Origin of the sequence: Psychrobacter sp. LV10R520-6 (genome assembly GCF_900182925.1) — a bacterium.
Classification (GTDB): domain Bacteria; phylum Pseudomonadota; class Gammaproteobacteria; order Pseudomonadales; family Moraxellaceae; genus Psychrobacter.
This window is the reverse complement of the sequence record NZ_LT900024.1, coordinates 787,250-806,872: the sequence shown is the minus strand read 5'-3', so window position 1 is coordinate 806,872 and position 19,623 is coordinate 787,250. Positions and strand designations below refer to the sequence as shown.

The following is a 19,623-nucleotide window of genomic DNA, read 5'->3' as shown; positions in this document are numbered from 1 at the left end:
AGGTTAATAGCTGGGTTAATAGCGCTTACTTCAGTATGCGTTTAACCTCAGTGGCGCTGACATCACTGCTAGTAAGACCACCGAAATTGACACGGACGTAATTGGTGATACTGGCAATCTGCACAGGACTTAGCTCTTTAGCAAAACCGGGCATTTTAGGCGCTGTATTTAACGCGCCTTTGGCCCCATAAGCAATGACGTTGATCAGCGCATCAGGCTTAGCACGGCGGATACTACTGAGTCCAACGATAGACGCGTAACGAGCATCAGGTTGTGCGTAGCCGTCCACTCCATGACAGCTGGCACAGTTAGCGAGATATAGCGCTTTTGACGAGTTGCCATCGACAGTGCTGTTATTAGTAGTAGTGTTGGCTTTTGTCGCAGTGTTGGCTTTCGCTTGGGCTAAATAGTCTTTTTGTTCAAGTAAATCATAGGTAATAGATCGACTTACTGGACTTGGTAAGCGTGCGACATTCACCGGTATTAGGTAATCATCTGTTTTGATAATCGGCACTACTTTTAGATAAGCGGCCATTGCGCTCAAATCTTTATCAGTTAGATAACGGGTACTGTGTGCAACGGCCTCAGCCATAGGCCCTCCAGCATAAGCGCGTTTATCGAGCATTCCAGTACGCAAATAAGTGACAATATCCTGCTCGCTCCAGCGCCCGATACCGCTATCCTTATCAGGGGTGATGTTTGGCACATACCATTTACCAAGCGGCGCACCGGATAAGTACATATCTTTATCAAGTCCCTGAGTGATGTTGCGCGGGGTGTGGCAAGTGCCGCAATGTTCTAAATTATTAACCAGATATTCACCGCGCTGCTGCGTTTGGGTGAGACCTGGGCGGTTTTCGGTAGCGGGCACATTGATAACGTTCCAAGCCAACATTAAGCTGCGAATACTTAATGGAAATGGTAATTTAGTGGTTTTTTCAGGGGCCTCTTCTACTGGGGGTACCGTCTGAAAGTAGGCAAATAATGCGCTGATATCAGCATCAGCCATGCCGTGATAAGACGGATATGGCATGGCAGGATAAAGTTGATGGTTGGGTACGCGACCTTTTTTTAGAACCTTTTTAAAATCGGCTTCGGTATAGTTGCCGATACCATAACGTTGAGAGGGTGTAATATTGGTCGAATAGATATTGCCAACGGGCGTTTCAATCGGTACGCCGCCGCTATAATCCTCACGATGACAGGCCATACAGTCAGCAGTACGCGCCACATAAGCACCGCGGTTGGCCAAATCGCTATTGGCTGGGCTTACATTGGGTAAGCTAATATTAGGAGAAATTGCGCCATCAGCTATTACAGCGCTGGAGGCCATACTAAATGCAATTACTGACAACAGTACAGAAAATGGCTTCATATAGACCTCATAGAGCTGGCAAAAACTGATTGCTGGCAGATAACATTAAATCACCCTTACTAAAATAAAACTATTTGAATGAGATAGCTTGCTTAATTATTCATAGTGCACGTTTTTTTACAAAAATTAAAATAAGAAATATTCTAAATAAGCAAAATAATTAGGGCAATTTATATTAAATTATGAGCAAATAATAAGCTGTTCCTAATTATATACTTTCTAATAATGAGCTGAGCTCTGATAATTAAGCATGGTAGATTTATTCACTAGGATCAGTGCCCGGCGGATTGTCATGACGTAGTTTTGCCACATCAGCGGCAGTCACCGTATCAGTAAAGTTATTCAGTTCACTATGCACATACTGAGTAACCGCTGCCATCTGCTCGTCATTCATCATGCTATGAAAGGATGGCATGCCGCGAAAGCCATTAATTAAAATATCTATGACGTAATATTTTGACTGCATTTTGCTGTTATCAGCAAGCGGCGGATAATAGCCTGCTCCTTGTGCACCTTGACCTTCATGCATATGACAACCGGCACAAGAGTCGTGATAGAGATTTTTACCATTAGTAGTAACAAAGCCGTTTGTATTTTCAAACACGGTCCTTGTATTTGTACCTGCAGATCTAGCCTCTGCATTTACCCCTTCATACCTGCTCTCTACCTCTATACCTTCGAATTTTTCCCGCCACTTTACCAAACTGGGATCATCTGCCATAGCTGGCAATGAGCTGGCATCAACGATATTAGCCGGTGGCGATCTGAGCTCATCGCGGCTCATAACAACACCGCCCCACGCACCGTTATTACGGCTGGCTTGATAATCAACGGATTGTTCTGTTTCTTGCTTACTGCCAATAGTTTCTGTGCTGTCGTCCGCATGCTGACTACAACCTATCAAAGCGGTGCTGCCAACGATACTCAGTAACATCACAGCAAGCGTCTTGGGTGTCATGTTTTTCATGATTATATTGTCCATGATAGCCTCTGAATTCTTATTGTTATAAAAGTCAACCGAGCATTTTTGCTTTTTGGTGTAAACGCTTTGCGGTATCCATGCCAGATAAAATCGCACCTTCTTGCCATGCGGGAATATGCGAGCAATGCTCACCTGCCAACACAATGCGATTGTCGATACTACATAGGGTATCGTAATACTGATCGCGGCTTGACTCACTCCAAATACCGTAGCAACCCAGTGTCCACGGGATACGATGCCATACTACCGAAGTGCCTGAACGAAATTCTTTTGGATATTGGGGATGGATGTATTTACCATAGGCAAGCGCAACGTTAATGCGTTCTTGCGGCGTTAAGGTATTAAACTTATAAGAAGTCGCACCAAATCCATATGCGCCAAGCAGTACGCCGGTACCATCTTTAAACATGTCTTGCGAAGGATAAGATATCTGGGTAATAGGCATGTCGGTATAAGTCACGCCACCATAAATCCACTCATCCTCTTCCCAAAAGCGGCGATTAAACTCTAAGCCCACCTTATAAGAAGTATCATAAGGCACTGCCGCCATCGCCTTTTTCATCGGTGCTGAAACGTTAATATCAATTTGAGTCAATATGGTGAGCGGGATATTACAGATACACCAGTCAGCACGTACGGTTTTGGTCGCACCTGTTGGGTTGTTACTATCAACATAATCGACAGTCACGCCGCTTTCATCTTGATGTATTTTAGTCACCTTGGCATTGAACTCAATCATATCGCGACATTCGCGGGTGAACGCATCACCAATTTTACCCATACCGCCAACAGGCTGGAACATCGTTGGTTCGTGCACATGGACCGTATAATTGTTATAAATATCCGACCACATACCAGAGTTCAATAACTCATCCATGGGTAAGGTACTCGATGGCTCAGAGTTCGGCATTAAACCACCACCGGGGTAAACACTATAGCCGCGATGCTTACTGGTCGCATGGCTAGTCACATAACGGTAGTCGTTATCAAGAACACCCCAGCCTTTTAGACCTTCTAGCAGCTTCTCTTTATCTTCGGTATTTACTGAACGATCAAGACTACCGACGTTGACGGCTTTTGATAGTAGCTCTGAGACATGACCCTGTATATCATTTTTCACATCACCTAGACGCTGCGGTACGCCGCCGAAGTGGTTAGTACGGTGCAAATAAGCACGGTCATTGGTCTGGATAAATGGCTGTAACTCGACGCCGAACTTTCGGCAATAATGGAACACTGCATAATGATGGCTTGGTAGACGCCATGGCCCACCGTTAAAGTAGTTACCTTCCTCAAAGTCGCAGGTCACTTTCTCGCCACCAAGCTCAGTATATTCATCGCCACTGTTCAGTGTCCAACTGCGCCCGCCGCCACGGTTTTGAAACTCAAGAACTTTAACCTTGTATCCGGCTTTACGTAATTCATAAGCAGCAGTAAGTCCACCTAGTCCAGCACCAAGGATAACCACGCTGGCACCCGCAGGCGCGCCCTTTAGATCCATTGATTCTTTAAAGCTAGATTCTGAGGCAAATCCTAATGTAGTCATGGCCTGATACATCGCGGTTGCCCCAGCGGTCTTACCGATCATAGAGAGCAGTTGACGCCGCGTGGGTGATTGAAGCATGTCTTTCATAATAGTGTCCTTATAGTATGACGTTCGTGCATTGGCGATAAGCGTTTATAGCAATCTTGTTAAAGGTTTATAGGATTAATTGCCGTGTTGTTTAAGCGCTGTTAAATTGAAGCGACTCAAATTAAAATCACTTACATTAACCGCGACGCCTTGAACGTATAATTCCTCGAATAATAAATACAATAATAATAAGTGCCACAATGATACCGAGAGTGGCCAGTAAGCCTGCATATTTAATTAAAAATGGTTGATCAGGCTTTGCTGTCATAACACGATCAACATCAGCAGTACTGACATCACTTCTTGCAAGACCACCGAAGTTGACGCGCACATAGTTAGCGATACCGGCAATTTGCTCACTATTTAAATCTTCAGAGAAGCCAGGCATTTTAGGACTGGTGTTAGTCGCCCCATCAATACCATGAACAATCACATTAATTAGAGCGTCAGGCTTGTCACGGCGAATACTACTTAAACCAACGATAGGCGCATAGCGAGCATCAGGCTGCGCGTAGCCGTCCACACCATGACAGCTACCACAAGTGGCAAGATAGAGCATCTCTGGCGAGTTACTGCCCGCACCCACACTGGCTTTTGCTTGGGCTAAATAGTCCTTTTGCTCAAGTAAGTCATGAGTAATCGACTCACTTGCTGGACTTGGTAAACGGGCTACATCAACCGCAGTGACCTTGTCATCCGTTTGGATGGCAGGAACGGCTTTTAGATAAGAGGCTATCGCCCCTAAGTCTTCATCTTTTAGATAGCGGGTACTGTGGGCTACTACTTCACCCATTGGTCCGCCAGCATAGGCGCGTTGATCCAACTCACCAGTTCGTAAATAGGTGACAATATCTTGCTCACTCCAGCTGCCGATACCGCTAGAGTCGTTAGGAGTAATATTCGGTGCATGCCAATTGCCCAGTGGCGCACCTGATAAATACATGCTTTTATCAAAGCCCATGGTGCTATTACGCGGGGTATGACAAGTGCCGCAATGCGCTAAATTATTAACCAGATACTCACCGCGCTGCTGCGTTTGAGTCAGACCATCACGGTTTTCTGTAGATGGCACGTTAATAAGATTCCAACCCCACATTAGACTGCGGAAATTAAAAGGAAACGGCAGATCAGTTTTATGTTCTATTGCTTCATCAACGGCAGGCACAGTCTGCAAATAGGCAAATAATGCACTAATATCTTCGTTAGTCATGCCATTATAAGAAGGGTACGGCATGGCAGGATAAAGCATATACTCAGGTGCACGACCTTTTTGCAGAACATTCTTGAGATCGGCTTCAGTATAATTGCCAATACCGTAACGCTTAGATGGGGTGATATTAGTGGAATAAATAGCTCCCATCGGCGTTTCGATAGGCGAGCCACCGGTATAGTCTTCACCATGACAGGCAACACAGTCAGCAGCGCGAGCGATATAAGCTCCACGATTGGCCAAATCGCTATTGGCTGGGCTGACATTAGGTAAGCTAGCATTGGCTAGGCTGGCATTGACTAATCTGGCGTTAGGGAGATTAGCGCTTTGAGCCATCGCGGCGCTGGAAGTGATACCAATAGCAAGCATTGATAACATCACAGAAAGTGGCTTCATAATATCCTCTTATAGCTGGTTATAGCTGGCATCTGGGGTGCTTTAGTTATTATTTAGTGCTTTTCTAGCACTTGATATTTAACATTCAATATTACGTCTGATTTTTAGTGTTTAACACAAATAGTTGCCAAATAATGTCTATCTACCCTACTAAGGTAAAACTATTTCGCTGGTATTACTCAAATAGTAACTTATCACTCCTATTTATTTACAAAATCTCTATGAACTCCTAAACAGTGTGCGATTTTTAAGATTTTTGTTGTGGTTAATAACCTATTAAACCAACAGAATTTAATAAACCCTTTATAAACAGCAGTTAAGCTACAAAGATAACAAAACACTCTAAAGCCTTGTTAAGTATGCATTATTAGTAACACTCGAAAATATTATTTTATAGCTAGTATTGCGTTTTATCACGTACATAATGAATACAAACTGAATAGTCCAAAATCTAAAACTTAGCATCAGATTTGGTATTAGTATAAAAATTTTGATACTGATATTCGCTACTATTGATGGATATCATCTCTATAATTAATAGAATCATGCTATTGCTTAATACCGTATTCTGTCTATGATGTAACTTATTTTATCATCGGTTTTTATGGTCGGTTTTATTGATAGTTTTTATGGTCGGTGACGCTATGCTGAGAACAACTATGAAAACTTTGACTTTTACGTGTGTGCTTATACTGCTGACGCTACTCACAGGCTGCCAATTGTTGTTTCAGTTTGTCGATAGCCCTATTCCAGTAACTGCTCCCTCTGGCAAAAATAATGGTAAATAGTTCAATACTCGCTGAAGGCTGCTTATAAATGTGGTGTTGATAATTCATATGAATAAGTGATGCGGATAATAAGTACTGCGGATAAATAGACGGTTTGTATAGAGCAAAAAAAAGAGCAAATACCAATAGTGGTATCTGCTCTTTTTTTATGACACTTTTATTACCTACTTGATGCGAACTTACTTTTACGGTGCTGATACTGTTGGCTGGTGCTTGATAATGGTTTTAGCCAAATGATCACCAAACCAAATAGCGGTATCGATATCTCCTTTACCCGGCGATTTCTCAGGTGGCGCGTCGATTGACTGGGTCATCAGTCCTAAAAAACTGGACAGGCGATTTAAGTCATGATCATTATGTCCGGTAGGCATCAGCGGCAACCCAATCCAGTTCATGCCATGCTGCATAGTATATAGACAAATCTGCTGCAAGACGGCCAGCTTGTCACCACTAAGTCCGCCCGAGTTGGCAAAGCCTGCCGCCCACTTGCCTTCCCATTTCCTTTGGTACCAACGCTTTGAGGTCTCATCCATAAAAGTTTTGAATTCAGCAGTCACGCTACCCATATATACCGCACTACCAAAGACCAGTAGGTCTGCTTCATCAATAAAATCCCAATCTACATTATGAATATCTATCGCTTTGGCCTGAGATTCTGGTAGTTGTTGACGTGCGCCTCTGACCACTGCTTCAGCAACGCGCCTGGTATGACCATAATTGCTGTGATAAATAACGGCTATCGTTACGCTAGGCGCGTTATCAGTAGTTGCGACGTGAGAAGATTGTACAGAAGGCGCTACAGATGTATTCATACGAACTCTAATAATAGGTGATTAATTCGGTAAATATTAATAAGATCAAGGTAATGATCTAAATGGCGACTATAGAAGGACGACGCACGACAATCAATGCCATCCGTCCTGTTGCCAGCTGTTGCAAATGAGTCTGACGCCGATACGAATAATAGCGCGTATCGGCATAGCTGCAATCTATAGGCATGTCAATATTCACGGTAATGCCTGCATTTTCCAATTGATCAACAGCAAGCTTTGGTAAGTTCAACTTTATTTTTCTCGTGCTTACTTTAGCGATATTTGATAATTTATCAACTGTCTTATGTAAGCGCCCAAGCTCGATATGATCATCAGACTGAACATTAGATTCAACGTCAGATTGAGAATCCACAGCATACAGTTGCTCGAAATTATCAATATTTGACTGTGCTAATGATTTGTTTTCTTGACAACCTGCCAGCAGCTGGTCGCGGACATGGCTGCCGACTTCATAGTTTGATTGGCTAATACAGACCCCAATCCATGCCATAACCTGCCCAGTTGCACTAAAGCGCTCAGCCGTCGCTTTAATAACGCCGCAGGCAAGCCCTTGCCAGCCGGCGTGAATGACTGCTATTTGTCTACTTGCCGGTTGATATAAAACGATAGGCACACAGTCAGCCGTCATCACCGCTAGCCCCAGATTATCTTGCTGACTGATCATTGCGTCAGCGTCTACGGGTTGCATACTAAAGGGCGTATTATCAACGTCATAGATTTGTTTGCCATGGACTTGATTCATCCAGTGCAAGTTGGTAATAGGCGCACGTTGTGGCGTTAGCGGTTGAGCACTGAGTTGCTCATTAATAGCCGCTAACAGACGCATACGATTGGTTAATACTTGCGCGATATCATCATTCACATGCAAACCTAGATTCAACTCACCATAACTCGCCTGCTCTGATTGGCGCATGTTCTGGTCAGCCTTGTCGGAACTTATACTTTCAAAGCCAACACCTTCAACATCTAAACTTTCAACATCAGCGCTTGCAAAAGCTGCTGTTTGAAAAACAGCTACATCGTCCAAATGCGCCAGTAGTGTCATCGGAAGCTTATTAGTCATGGCTTATTCATCACTTTTAGTTCATCGCAGCTCATTTAGCTTTTTATACTCAACACTCTTTATTCAGGATCATAACCATCATTTAACGCCGCAATCAACTTTTGCATATCTTCAGGAATAGGCGTAGTCACTTTAACATCCTCACCCGTCGTCGGATGGACAAAACCTAAGGCGTAAGCATGCAACGCTTGCCGCGAAAAGTTACTAATGGCATTGCGCTGCTCTTCTGTCAGTCCTGCTCGCAACTGCCTGCGACCGCCATAGACACGGTCGCCCACTATTGGATAACTGATATGACTCAAATGCACACGGATTTGATGCGTCCGTCCGGTTTCAAGTCCCACGTCTAATAAACAATAATTGTGATTTAACGGAGTGATATCTAACAAATGCGTGACGGCTTCACGTCCTGCGGTCATTACGGTCATCTTGGTGCGTTGGTTACGATGGCGACCAATCGGCGCATCGATACGTCGATTACGCATTAGACTGGCCTGATCACCCGCTACCACACACTGATAATGACGATAAACTGACTTATCTTTGAGCTGCGCCATCAAGGCCATCTGCGCAGGCTTGGTTTTACCAATAAGTAACAGCCCCGAGGTATCTTTATCAATACGATGTACCAAGCCTGCCCGCGGTAAATGGTGCTGCTGCGGATAATGATACAGTAGCGCGTTAACTAGCGTGCCCGTCTGATTACCCGCACCCGGATGCACGACCATGCCTACTGGTTTATTAATGACCAATACCGCATCATCTTCGTAAACGACATCGATATCTATATTTTCTGGCTGATCTTCACTATGCTGCTGTAGGGTCGTGGACAGATGTAAAACGTCTGCGACTTTAACGCGGTACTTTGGCTTTTGCGTGTTATCGTTACAGAGTAAACTGCCATCACTGACCCAACCTTGTAGCTGCGCACGTGAAAAATCCGTAAACACTTGCGAGGCCAGTTTATCGATGCGCAGACCGGATTCTTCCTCAGACACCGTGTGAGTCATATCGATTATTTCTGGCACTGCTTGTCCAGCTACAGATGAATCGTCACCATCACCATCACCATCACCATCACCATCATCATTATCGTCTTCACTGTCAATTAAGTCACTTTCTATTAAGTCACTATCAAGTAACTCATCGTCACGTGCTTCATTGTCGTTTAGCAACTCATCCTGCACGGGTAACTCTTGCGCTGATAAATCATTATCTAGCAACGGACTAGGCGTTAAATTTTTGGTCATAGCATCATTATTCATAGCAGATTCATACGTGGCAAAGTCACCAAGGTGAGCTTTATAAGAAAACAGATAGGCCATTAGCTGACTATTAAAAATATAAATAGCCAAAAAAAAGCGGGTCTAAGGTCGCTGTAGTGTACCATGCCAAGTGCTCAAGCCCTATAGTAGCTAACCGTTATCTGTCATTTGTTACTCATCCTCTAGCGTCCTGATAATAAGCTATTAACTCTCTGCAATACAACATTGCGGTTAATTTACTGTATATTTATCAACGCTGGCGGCATTTGTCATCGCCCGTTAAAGCCGCCCATGCTAGACTACAAACAGCTATTTTAAACAGCTCACTTATCGTTAAATAGCTCCCTTGCGGTCTATTCAGTTAATAACAGTTGATTAATAGCAGTGAGTTAATAAAAATGCAGCGGCTACTTTAAACAAAGGGGGTAAAACTTAACTCATTATAGAATTTGATGACTTGCTGGCCAAATAACTACAAAATAGATAGTGAAAAAGTAGACCAGTCGCAAGTTATTATATAAATTAGTTAAGATTTTGCTGTATGCTATGGCACTGTATTTGATTGCAATTTGTTCAAAGTTAAATCTAATCAAAAGCATGTTTAATTACGGTTATGTCAAATATAGAATTTTATAATTAATAGACTCTTTTAATCAATAGACACGTGTAATAATAAGCACACCCAATGATAGACAGTCTATCGTTACCGTGATCATCGCCTTTTTATCATTAACCTGTTATATAGTGTGATAGCGCCGCTGCTATTATGCGTCTTGTGTCGGAGAAGAAGTATGCGCCCTATTGGCAACACGTTTATCAAACTATCCTCAGTAACTCTGCTTTCGCTAAGCGTAAGCCTAGTCGGCTGTCAAACCTTTAAAAACTTGACCGGTAAAGACGTCGATGCGGTTGAAACTGCCGAGAAGTCAGAGCAAGGTTACTATAGTGACGCCATTACTCAGATTGATAAAGGACGCTATACCCAAGCTATTGAAGACCTCACTAACTTGCGTACCTTCTACCCTACCGGACAGTACGCTGAACAAGCACTGCTCGATACGTTGTATGCGCAATATGAAAGTGGCAATTATGAAACGGCCGCCGCCAGCGCTGATCGATTTATCAGCCTGTATCCGTCTAACCCGCAAGTCAGCTACGCCTATTACGTACGCGGTGTGGCCAATATGCAAGGCTCATCTGAAGGCATCAAGCTATTCAAGACCAATCAGGCCGAACGTGATACCGCTTATTTGCGTATCGCCTTTGCCAACTTCCAAGAGCTTATCAATAAATATCCTAATAGTCCCTATGCGCCAGATGCTGCCCAGCGTATGACTTTTATTTATAATCAGTTTGCCGAAAGTGAGCTAACTGCGGCCAATTGGTATATTGAGCGTGAAGCTTATGTCGCTGCAGTCAACCGTGCTAAATGGGTATTTCAATATTATCCGTTGAGCGAGTCTATGCCTGAAGCCATTGCTATCCTTGCTTATAGCCATCAAAAATTGGGTCTAACAGATTTAGCACAGGAGTACAAAACCTTGCTACAAATCAACTATCCAAATTGGCTTACTAATGACGGACGCGTCAAGCTTGATACTAAAGGCGATCGCACTTGGTTGAATAAATTGACCTTTGGGCAGCTTGGACGTGCCAGCATGAAAGATACGTCGATTACGGAAGGTCAGTATACGGGCGCGACTAAAACGCAGATGATTCGTACCGCCACCCAGCTCAGATTGCCCGCCGACAATGCGGCCGCCGCTCCAACTGCTAGCAGTACGCCTACCCGCCGAAGTGGTGTCAATCTCGGTTTAGGATTACCTGAAAGCTCAACCGAGCAAGTTTCTGGCCAAGGTAGTGCCAGCGCCGCCGCTAGAGAAGCTGAGGTTGATCCACAAAATATCAATCCTACGCGCCGCACTACGTTACTTAATGATAGCCGCGATAGCATCTCCTTGCCACCTATTGAGTCTGATAGCGACGATATGAACGAAGATGATTAATTTTAACATTAGGGCTTGTTAACTACAGCAGTTCATAAAGAAGTCCCTGCATTATAAATAAACGCTATTAGAAAATAAGGTCAACGATACGGTTGGCCTTATTTTTCTGTCTTCAAGTATCCTTCAGCATCCTATGGTAAAATATTTTTTCCATGAGCATTCCAAACCATATTCTCGAACAATTAAATAGCCAAGCTGACCTGATCAGCATGATTGGTCGTCATACCACGCTTAAACGCGCCGGTAGTGAATATAAAGGCTGCTGTCCGTTTCATGGTGAAAAGTCGCCCTCGTTCTATGTCAATCCACAAAAAAACATCTATCATTGCTTTGGCTGTAGCGTTGGTGGTAATGCCATCAGCTTTTTGCGTGACTATGAGAACTTAACCTTTATCGAAGCGGTCAATGAACTATCAAAGCAAACAGGCATTGAAGTACCGCAAGAAGAACAGCAAAATGTCAGCTATCAGCGTAGCAAACCTAAACCGGTCACTAAGCCTATAGTAAAACCAGCAGCGCCTGTTATACCCTCAGAGGGACAGTCGATAGCAACTAGTAGCCCACCTGACTATCCTCAGTATGAGGATCAGTACGCCTATGATGACAATGCCAGTGACAACAACCTTCCCACTAACATACCTTATGCTACTGATTATGACGGCACTGATCATAATAGCAGTCCGCCAGCATGGCTGACAGATGACGCTGAATCCATAAGCTCAAATGTAGACAATGCCGCCGCCGATAAAGACGGTAACTTATATGAGTTATTGACCCAAATTCAGCAGTTCTATCAGCACAATCTAACCACCCATCCCCACGCTAAGCACTATTTTGCCACGCGCGGTGTCACTGAGCAAAGTTTAGAAACCTTTGGGCTGGGTTATGCACCATTCGGTTGGCAACATCTTGAGCATCAGTTTCCGCAAGATATAGAAGGACTTAAAGCCTTAGGCTTGGTGCGCCAATCAGAGTCTGGGCGTGATTATGACTTGCTGCGCGATCGGGTTATATTTCCGATTCGTGATAACCAAGGTCGTATTATTGGCTTTGGCGGTCGCGCGCTCGATGATGAAGTAAAACCCAAATATATTAACTCTTCAGACTCGCCTGTTTTTCATAAGCAGCACGTATTATATGGCTATTACGAATCCCGCCAGCAGCGCGCTGATCGCTGGTTGGTGGTCGAAGGTTACATGGATGTGATTGCCCTATACCAAACCGGTATCTATGGCGCAGTCGCCTCAATGGGCACGGCCATTAATGAAGCTCAAATATCACGCCTACTGACTCTAAATCCTACGTTGACCTTAAGCTTCGATGGCGATAGTGCCGGACAAAAAGCCGCTTGGCGCACCCTTGAAGTCAGCCTACCCGTACTCGGTGATGATAAAGAGCTGAGGTTTTTGTCTCTGCCTAACAACCATGATCCAGATACTTTTATTAAAAGTCATGGCGTGGAAGCTATGCGTGAGCAGATCACCAATGCCATGCCGCTATCGCAGTACATTTTTGCCTATTTAAGTGAGCGCTACGACTTAACTTTGGCAGAAGGTAAAGCCAAGCTGATGTCGCAAGTGCGCACGCTGACGACCTCACTACCTAAAGGTAGCAGCTTTCGTTACCTACTCAATAATGACATTTATCAAAAGCTGGGCGGCAAACGCAGCCAAAATATTGAGGCAAAAGATGCGCTATTAGACTTTGATGGCGATATGACCATCAGCCAGCAATTACAGCTGTGTTTTTTGTTTCAGCCGCGCGCCCTAACGGATGATCCGATTGAGTTGATTTGGCAACAAGCTGGTATTGATGGCTTGAACCTACCCGCGCATATCAAGCAAAAGGCCTCTCCTGATGCTTTACGGCCATTAGCTTGGGAAGACTTGCAAGATACTGCCTTACTGGATGTGGTCAGCACCATTAAACGCTGCCTAAGTTATTTACCGCCAGATGCTAACGCCGCCGCACATTTTGTATTGTCTAACTTAAAGCCTTCAACTCAAGAAGGACTTAGCCGTAACTGGGGGTCATTTTATAAAACCCTTATCACTAGGAATATTTTAAGCCTTGATGAGCAGATTGAAAATTTAGTGAGTCAACTCTTAGAACGCAATATGAAGAAAAAAATACAAGAGCTGGTAAAAAATCCTGATCATATCAAGGCAACTATCGTACGCATTCAGGCGCAGTTATTAAGCAACTGGTTACGGGCACAGCAAGCAGAACAATCGGCGCAAATGATTAGTATTTAATATAGATAGCCTATATAGGTAGATATAGCGATGTTATTACCCTGTTTTGCCAGTTTTTATTTCATTAATAGTAAAAACTGATATTTAATATTAAGTTTTTAGGGTTAACTTTTTGTTTATAATGTGCTCGCCCTTTAAATTAAGGTATATTGGCCCCATTATTTATGATTATGGTTAGCAATCGTCAGAGTCATCTTGTTGAACGTTTAGCAGTGACATTGTGCTTGATTACTGTGGTCTGTGTTAAACTGTGCCGCGGTTATATTGACAGCAATATTAGACCCTATTATTTTTGATATTTTTTAGGCTTTTAATTTTTAGCCGTTTTTTGAGTGTTTTTATTGACGTTTTTTGAACCTTTATTCATATCAATTCATTTTTGTTATTATTGACAACCCCTACGCTTTTTTGTGATCAATCTGTTGATTAGATCAGCGCACTGAGCAAGCAGTAGCCCGTCATATCACGAAAATGTCCGACGCAAACAAAGTGAGTATTTATGAACGATAAGTCAGTTTCTAAGTCCACGTCTCAGCTGGCCACCTTGATCCAAATGGGTAAAGAGCAAGGCTATTTGACCTATGCTGAGGTGAATGACCAGCTGCCCGACTCCATTACCGAAAGCGATCAGATCGAAGATATCGTCCAGATGCTAACGGACGTTGGTATCAAAATATTTGAGTCTGCACCTGATGCCGATGACATCTTGATGAACGATGACTCAAGTGATGATGAGTCGGCAGCTGACGAGGCGGCAGCGGTATTGGCTGCTGTTGAAACCGAGCCAGGTCGTACCACTGACCCTGTGCGTATGTATATGCGTGAGATGGGAACGGTTGATTTGCTGACGCGTGAAGGCGAGATTGTCATTGCCAAGCGTATCGAAGAAGGTATTCGTGATGTTCAGCATGCGATGTCTTATTGGCCAGGAACGGTGCAATATGTGCTTGATGAATATCAGCGCGTATTAGATGGCGACAAAAAGCTCTCTGATGTTATCACTGGGTTTTTAGATCCCGAAACTGATGAAGACAAAGCGGCTGCCAAAGAAGTAAAAATCCCTGTCATTAAGCCAAAGGTCAATCCTAAAGTGACCGCTAAGGCTGATGCTGAAGAAGACGACGAAGCAGAAGACACTGAAGAAGAGGAAGAAGAAACGGGCGGTATTGATCCAGAAGAAGTGCGCATGCGCTTAGAAGAGATTGAAGGTTTATTTATTACTGCCAAACAAGCTTTGCTTGATTACGGTCGTGGTAGTACGCAAGCTGACGAAGCTTATAAACAGCTTGCCGAGCGCTTTATGATGCTTAAGCTTAACAATCGCTTGTCAGATCAAGTCATGGCGATCATGCATGACGTCTATGACGATGTGCGCAAACAAGAGCGTCAAATTATGCGCTTGGTTATTCGCCGTGGTCGTATGCCGCGCGAAGAGTTCCGTAAGACTTTCCCCAGTAACGAAACCAACGTTGATTGGCTCACCGAGCGTCTAAAAGGTAAGCCGGCGTTTGCTGCAACGCTAGAAAAAGTTACCGATGATGTTATTCTTCTGCAACGTGCTATCCGTGATTATGAGCATAAGCTCAACATGGAAATTCATGATATGAAAGATGTGGCACGTGGTATGGCTATTGGTGAAGCGAAAGCTCGCCGCGCTAAGAAAGAGATGGTCGAAGCTAACTTGCGTTTGGTTATTTCTATCGCTAAGAAGTACACCAATCGTGGCCTACAGTTCTTGGATCTTATTCAAGAAGGTAATATTGGTCTGATGAAAGCGGTTGATAAGTTTGAATATCGTCGTGGTTATAAATTCTCAACTTATGCAACTTGGTGGATTCGTCAGGCGATTACCCGCTCTATCGCAGATCAGGCGCGCACCATCCGTATTCCGGTGCATATGATTGAGACTATTAACAAGATTAACCGCGTTTCTCGTCAGCTGTTACAAGAGATGGGACGTGAGCCAACACCTGAAGAACTAGGCGAACGCTTAGAGATGGACGAAGTTAAAGTCCGTAAAGTGCTCAAAATTGCCAAAGAACCTATCTCCATGGAGACCCCTATCGGTGATGATGAAGACTCACACTTAGGTGATTTCATCGAAGATTCGACTATCTCCAGCCCCGTTGATGATGCAACGTCAGAGGGTCTGCGTGAAGCGACTCGTGATGTACTTGGCAATCTGACTGAACGTGAAGCGCGCGTGCTAAAAATGCGCTTTGGTATTGATATGCCAACCGATCATACCCTTGAAGAAGTCGGCAAGCAGTTCGATGTAACCCGTGAGCGTATTCGTCAGATTGAAGCAAAGGCTTTACGTAAATTACGTCATCCTTCACGCTCTGAGCACTTGCGTTCATTCCTTGAAAATGACTAGTTCTTGAAAGTAAGGAGCTAAGTCCTTATAAAGGTATTAGCTTTTAAGCACAGTACCTTTAAGTCTAGTACTAGATATAACCCTAAAAGCTGAGCGCGTCTCAGCTTTTTTGTGGCTTATCATTAAGTACAGTAGTACTGAACCACCAAAATTGAACCACCAAAGCAGTATCGAACCATCAAATAAATATAATTAAACCCGCATTTTTCAAATAATTAATTTTCAAATGGCGATAAGGATTTTATAATGAGTGACAATCAACAAGACCCTAAAAAAGAAGTCAATGTCAGTGAAATTTCTTTAAATAGCGATAATATCAAAGGCAAAAAAACCGACATTCAGAATCCTGAGTTGTGGAACTTCCCTATGGACTATCCATTAAGCATTATCGGTCATGAAGGCGAGCATGAAAGCTTACTCAATGAAGTAAAGCTGATTCTTGGCAGTCAATTCCCTGATTTTGATTTGGCTTCTATCCAAGTTAAACCATCCAAAACTGGGCGTTTCCACTCGGCACGGGTCAATCTGTATTTAACATCAGCCGAACAAGTCAATACCCTATATGCGTCACTTGATGGTGCGAAAACCGTACGTATGGCACTGTGATTTGCCTATAGCGTTGTAATGTACGTACGGTGATGATCTAACGTTATTAAACTACGTATAACATTGAAAATAACAGCTATTATAATAACCACAATCGTCACTCATATGGGTGGCGATTTTTTATAGTCTCAGGTACAATCAGCACCCGTATTTTTACCCTTATTATCACTATTATTATTGACAATTTCACCAGGTGATAAAAAACAAATCGTAGTTATTTTTTTACAAATATTTTATTTTTAAGCCAATCACAGCTAACCCTTATCCCATCGTTCTTTACGTCGCAAACGAACCCTTCTGTTCTACTCGCAACATATAATCCTGATAAAATCAATCTAGTATTTTTAGTATTTTCCCGCTATATTGTGCCTACTTACTACTACACACGCTATATATAGTGTTCAGTGATTTTTAACATCACCATGAGCAGCGGTAGTCTTTTGCTTAAGAAAAGCTCAGATAACGCAATACTGAATAGCCGTGTGCTACAGAAAAGTCAAACGGTTTTATCCGTGCGACAAATAATATCAGCAATTAACAATAGAGGGTAGCATGACACATATCGATAAAATTCAAGTGACCAAACGTGATGGACGTCTCGAGCCAATTGATTTAGATAAAATCCATAAAGTCATTGAGTGGGCCGCTCACAATTTAGATAATGTGTCAGTATCACAAGTTGAGCTAAAATCGCACATCCAGTTTTATGAAGGTATCAAAACTCGCGATATTCACGAAACTATTATTAAATCTGCGGCTGATTTAATCTCTGAAAATACACCTGACTATCAGTATGTAGCCGCACGCTTGGCTATCTTTCATTTGCGTAAAATTGCCTACAATAGATTTACACCGCCGCATTTGTTTGACCATGTACAGAAGTTAACGGACGCTGGCAAATACGACCAACATATTTTAGCGGACTATAGCCGCGAAGAGTTTGATGAGTTAAACGATTATATCGATCATTGGCGTGATATGAACCTTGCCTATGCTGCCGTTGAGCAAATGGCCGGTAAGTATCTGGTACAAGACCGCGTGGCTAAGAAAGTTTATGAAAGTCCACAGTTCTTATATATGCTGGTCGGTATGTGTTTATTTAGCAAATATGATAAATCAGAACGTCTGAATTTCGTAAAACGCTTTTATGATGCCACTTCACAATTTAAAATCTCTTTACCAACGCCGATTATGTCAGGTGTACGTACCCCATCACGTCAGTTTAGCTCATGCGTGCTGATTGAGTGTGGTGACAACCTAGATTCAATCAACGCCACTACCAGTGCTATCGTACGCTACGTCTCGCAGCGTGCGGGTATTGGTATCAATGCCGGTCGTATTCGCGCCCTTGGTAGCCCTATCCGTAGCGGTGAAGCTCAGCATACTGGCTGTATTCCTTTCTACAAACTTTTCCAAACCGCTGTTAAATGCTGCTCACAAGGTGGCGTCCGTGGCGGCGCAGCGACCTTATTCTATCCTTTATGGCATCTAGAAGTTGAGTCGCTATTGGTACTAAAAAACAACCGCGGTGTTGAAGACAACCGTGTTCGCCATATGGACTACGGCGTTCAGCTCAATAAAACCTTGTACAGCCGTTTGATTAAAGGTCAAGACATCACTTTATTCTCACCATCAGATGTCCCTGGCTTATACGATGCGTTCTTTGAAGATCAAGACAAGTTTGAAGAGCTATATACTAAGTACGAGCAAGACAAATCAATTCGTCAGCGCCAAATTCCAGCGACGGAGTTGTTTAGCCTGATGATGCAAGAGCGTGCCAGCACCGGTCGTATTTATATCCAAAACGTTGACCATTGCAACACTCACAGCCCATTCGATCCAACCGTCGCACCTATTCGCCAATCGAACCTATGTATGGAAATTGCGTTACCGACTAAGCCACTTGATAATATCAATGACGAGGAAGGCGAGATTGCCCTATGTACGCTATCTGCGGTCAACTTAGGTAAAGTTGATAACGTCAGCGATATTGAAGAACCAGCTGAGCTAATCGTACGTGCGCTTGATGCCCTACTCGATTATCAAGATTATCCGGTTAAAGCCGCTGAAAATGGCAGTATGCGCCGCCGTACGTTAGGTGTTGGCGTGATTAACTACGCTTATTATCTTGCCAAGAATGGCGTGCGCTATTCAGATGGCTCAGCATTAGGTCTGACTCATCAAACCTTTGAAGCGCTACAGTATTATTTACTAAAAGCGTCAAACAAATTAGCAAAAGAGCAAGGTGCCTGCCCTGCTTTTAATGAGACCACTTATTCGCAAGGTATCTTGCCAATTGATACTTATAAGAAAGACTTGGATAAAATCTGCCAAGAGCCGCTACATCTAGATTGGGAAACGTTGCGTACTGAGATTACTACTCATGGTCTACGCAACTCAACCCTAACCGCCTTGATGCCGTCTGAGACTTCCAGTCAGATTGCCAACGCGACCAATGGTATCGAGCCACCACGCGGTCTGGTGTCTATTAAAGCGTCAAAAGATGGCATCTTAAAGCAAGTGGTTCCTGAGATTGACAAGCTTAGAAACCAGTATGAGCTATTGTGGCAAATGCCGAACAATGACGGCTACTTAAAATTAGTCGCCATCATGCAAAAGTTCGTGGATCAAAGTATTTCTGCCAATACCAACTATGACCCTACTCGCTTTGAAGGTCAGCGCGTACCGATGAAAGTGCTATTACAAGACTTGTTGACCGCGTATAAGCTTGGTGTGAAGACGTTGTACTATCACAACACTCGTGACGGTGCGAATGATGCCCAAGCGGATATGGAAGATGATTGTGCTGGTGGCGCTTGTAAGATTTAGGTTTT

12 protein-coding genes are annotated in these 19,623 nt (G+C 43.5%); 5 read left to right on the top strand and 7 right to left on the bottom strand.

The window, feature by feature from the left end:
• Positions 1 to 25: 25 nt before the first annotated feature.
• The 7 genes from U1P77_RS03375 to U1P77_RS03345 all read right to left on the bottom strand — a co-directional run bounded on the left by U1P77_RS03375 (position 26) and on the right by U1P77_RS03345 (position 9,545).
• Positions 26 to 1,375, bottom strand: coding sequence for a cytochrome c (locus U1P77_RS03375; protein ID WP_321155989.1), 1,350 nt, complete (start codon positions 1,373 to 1,375; stop codon positions 26 to 28).
• 259 nt (positions 1,376 to 1,634) lie between these two features.
• Complete coding sequence (locus U1P77_RS03370) at positions 1,635 to 2,342, bottom strand: c-type cytochrome (RefSeq protein WP_321155988.1); 708 nt, start codon at positions 2,340 to 2,342, stop codon at positions 1,635 to 1,637.
• 46 nt (positions 2,343 to 2,388) lie between these two features.
• Positions 2,389 to 3,990: a flavin monoamine oxidase family protein gene (locus tag U1P77_RS03365; RefSeq protein WP_321155987.1), complete on the bottom strand. Its 1,602-nt coding sequence runs from the start codon at positions 3,988 to 3,990 to the stop codon at positions 2,389 to 2,391.
• 136 nt (positions 3,991 to 4,126) lie between these two features.
• Entirely contained in the window at positions 4,127 to 5,596 is a 1,470-nt protein-coding gene (locus U1P77_RS03360) for a cytochrome c (protein WP_321155986.1), read from the bottom strand.
• Positions 5,597 to 6,569: 973 nt separating this feature from the next.
• Positions 6,570 to 7,196: a flavodoxin family protein gene (locus U1P77_RS03355; RefSeq protein ID WP_321155985.1), complete on the bottom strand. Its 627-nt coding sequence runs from the start codon at positions 7,194 to 7,196 to the stop codon at positions 6,570 to 6,572.
• A gap of 58 nt (positions 7,197 to 7,254) precedes the next feature.
• Positions 7,255 to 8,280 carry a purine nucleoside phosphorylase YfiH/LACC1 family protein gene (locus tag U1P77_RS03350; RefSeq protein WP_321155984.1) on the bottom strand — a complete coding sequence of 342 codons (1,026 nt, stop codon included), beginning with the start codon at positions 8,278 to 8,280 and terminating at the stop codon, positions 7,255 to 7,257.
• A gap of 59 nt (positions 8,281 to 8,339) precedes the next feature.
• Positions 8,340 to 9,545: an RluA family pseudouridine synthase gene (locus U1P77_RS03345; RefSeq protein WP_321155983.1), complete on the bottom strand. Its 1,206-nt coding sequence runs from the start codon at positions 9,543 to 9,545 to the stop codon at positions 8,340 to 8,342.
• A 791-nt stretch (positions 9,546 to 10,336) separates the two neighbouring features.
• On the opposite strand from U1P77_RS03345, the gene U1P77_RS03340 reads away from it, so the two are divergent.
• From U1P77_RS03340 to nrdA, 5 genes are all read left to right on the top strand, one after another.
• The gene (locus U1P77_RS03340; protein ID WP_321155982.1) at positions 10,337 to 11,551 is read left to right on the top strand and encodes an outer membrane protein assembly factor BamD; all 1,215 of its coding nucleotides are present in this window, start codon (positions 10,337 to 10,339) and stop codon (positions 11,549 to 11,551) included.
• Positions 11,552 to 11,703: 152 nt separating this feature from the next.
• Complete coding sequence (locus U1P77_RS03335) at positions 11,704 to 13,806, top strand: DNA primase (RefSeq protein ID WP_321155981.1); 2,103 nt, start codon at positions 11,704 to 11,706, stop codon at positions 13,804 to 13,806.
• Between the two features lie 499 nt (positions 13,807 to 14,305).
• Positions 14,306 to 16,183, top strand: coding sequence for an RNA polymerase sigma factor RpoD (rpoD, locus tag U1P77_RS03330; protein WP_321155980.1), 1,878 nt, complete (start codon positions 14,306 to 14,308; stop codon positions 16,181 to 16,183).
• 246 nt (positions 16,184 to 16,429) lie between these two features.
• Positions 16,430 to 16,789: a YbeD family protein gene (locus U1P77_RS03325; protein WP_321155979.1), complete on the top strand. Its 360-nt coding sequence runs from the start codon at positions 16,430 to 16,432 to the stop codon at positions 16,787 to 16,789.
• A gap of 552 nt (positions 16,790 to 17,341) precedes the next feature.
• Complete coding sequence (gene nrdA / locus U1P77_RS03320) at positions 17,342 to 19,618, top strand: class 1a ribonucleoside-diphosphate reductase subunit alpha (RefSeq protein ID WP_321155978.1); 2,277 nt, start codon at positions 17,342 to 17,344, stop codon at positions 19,616 to 19,618.
• Positions 19,619 to 19,623: the final 5 nt, after the last annotated feature.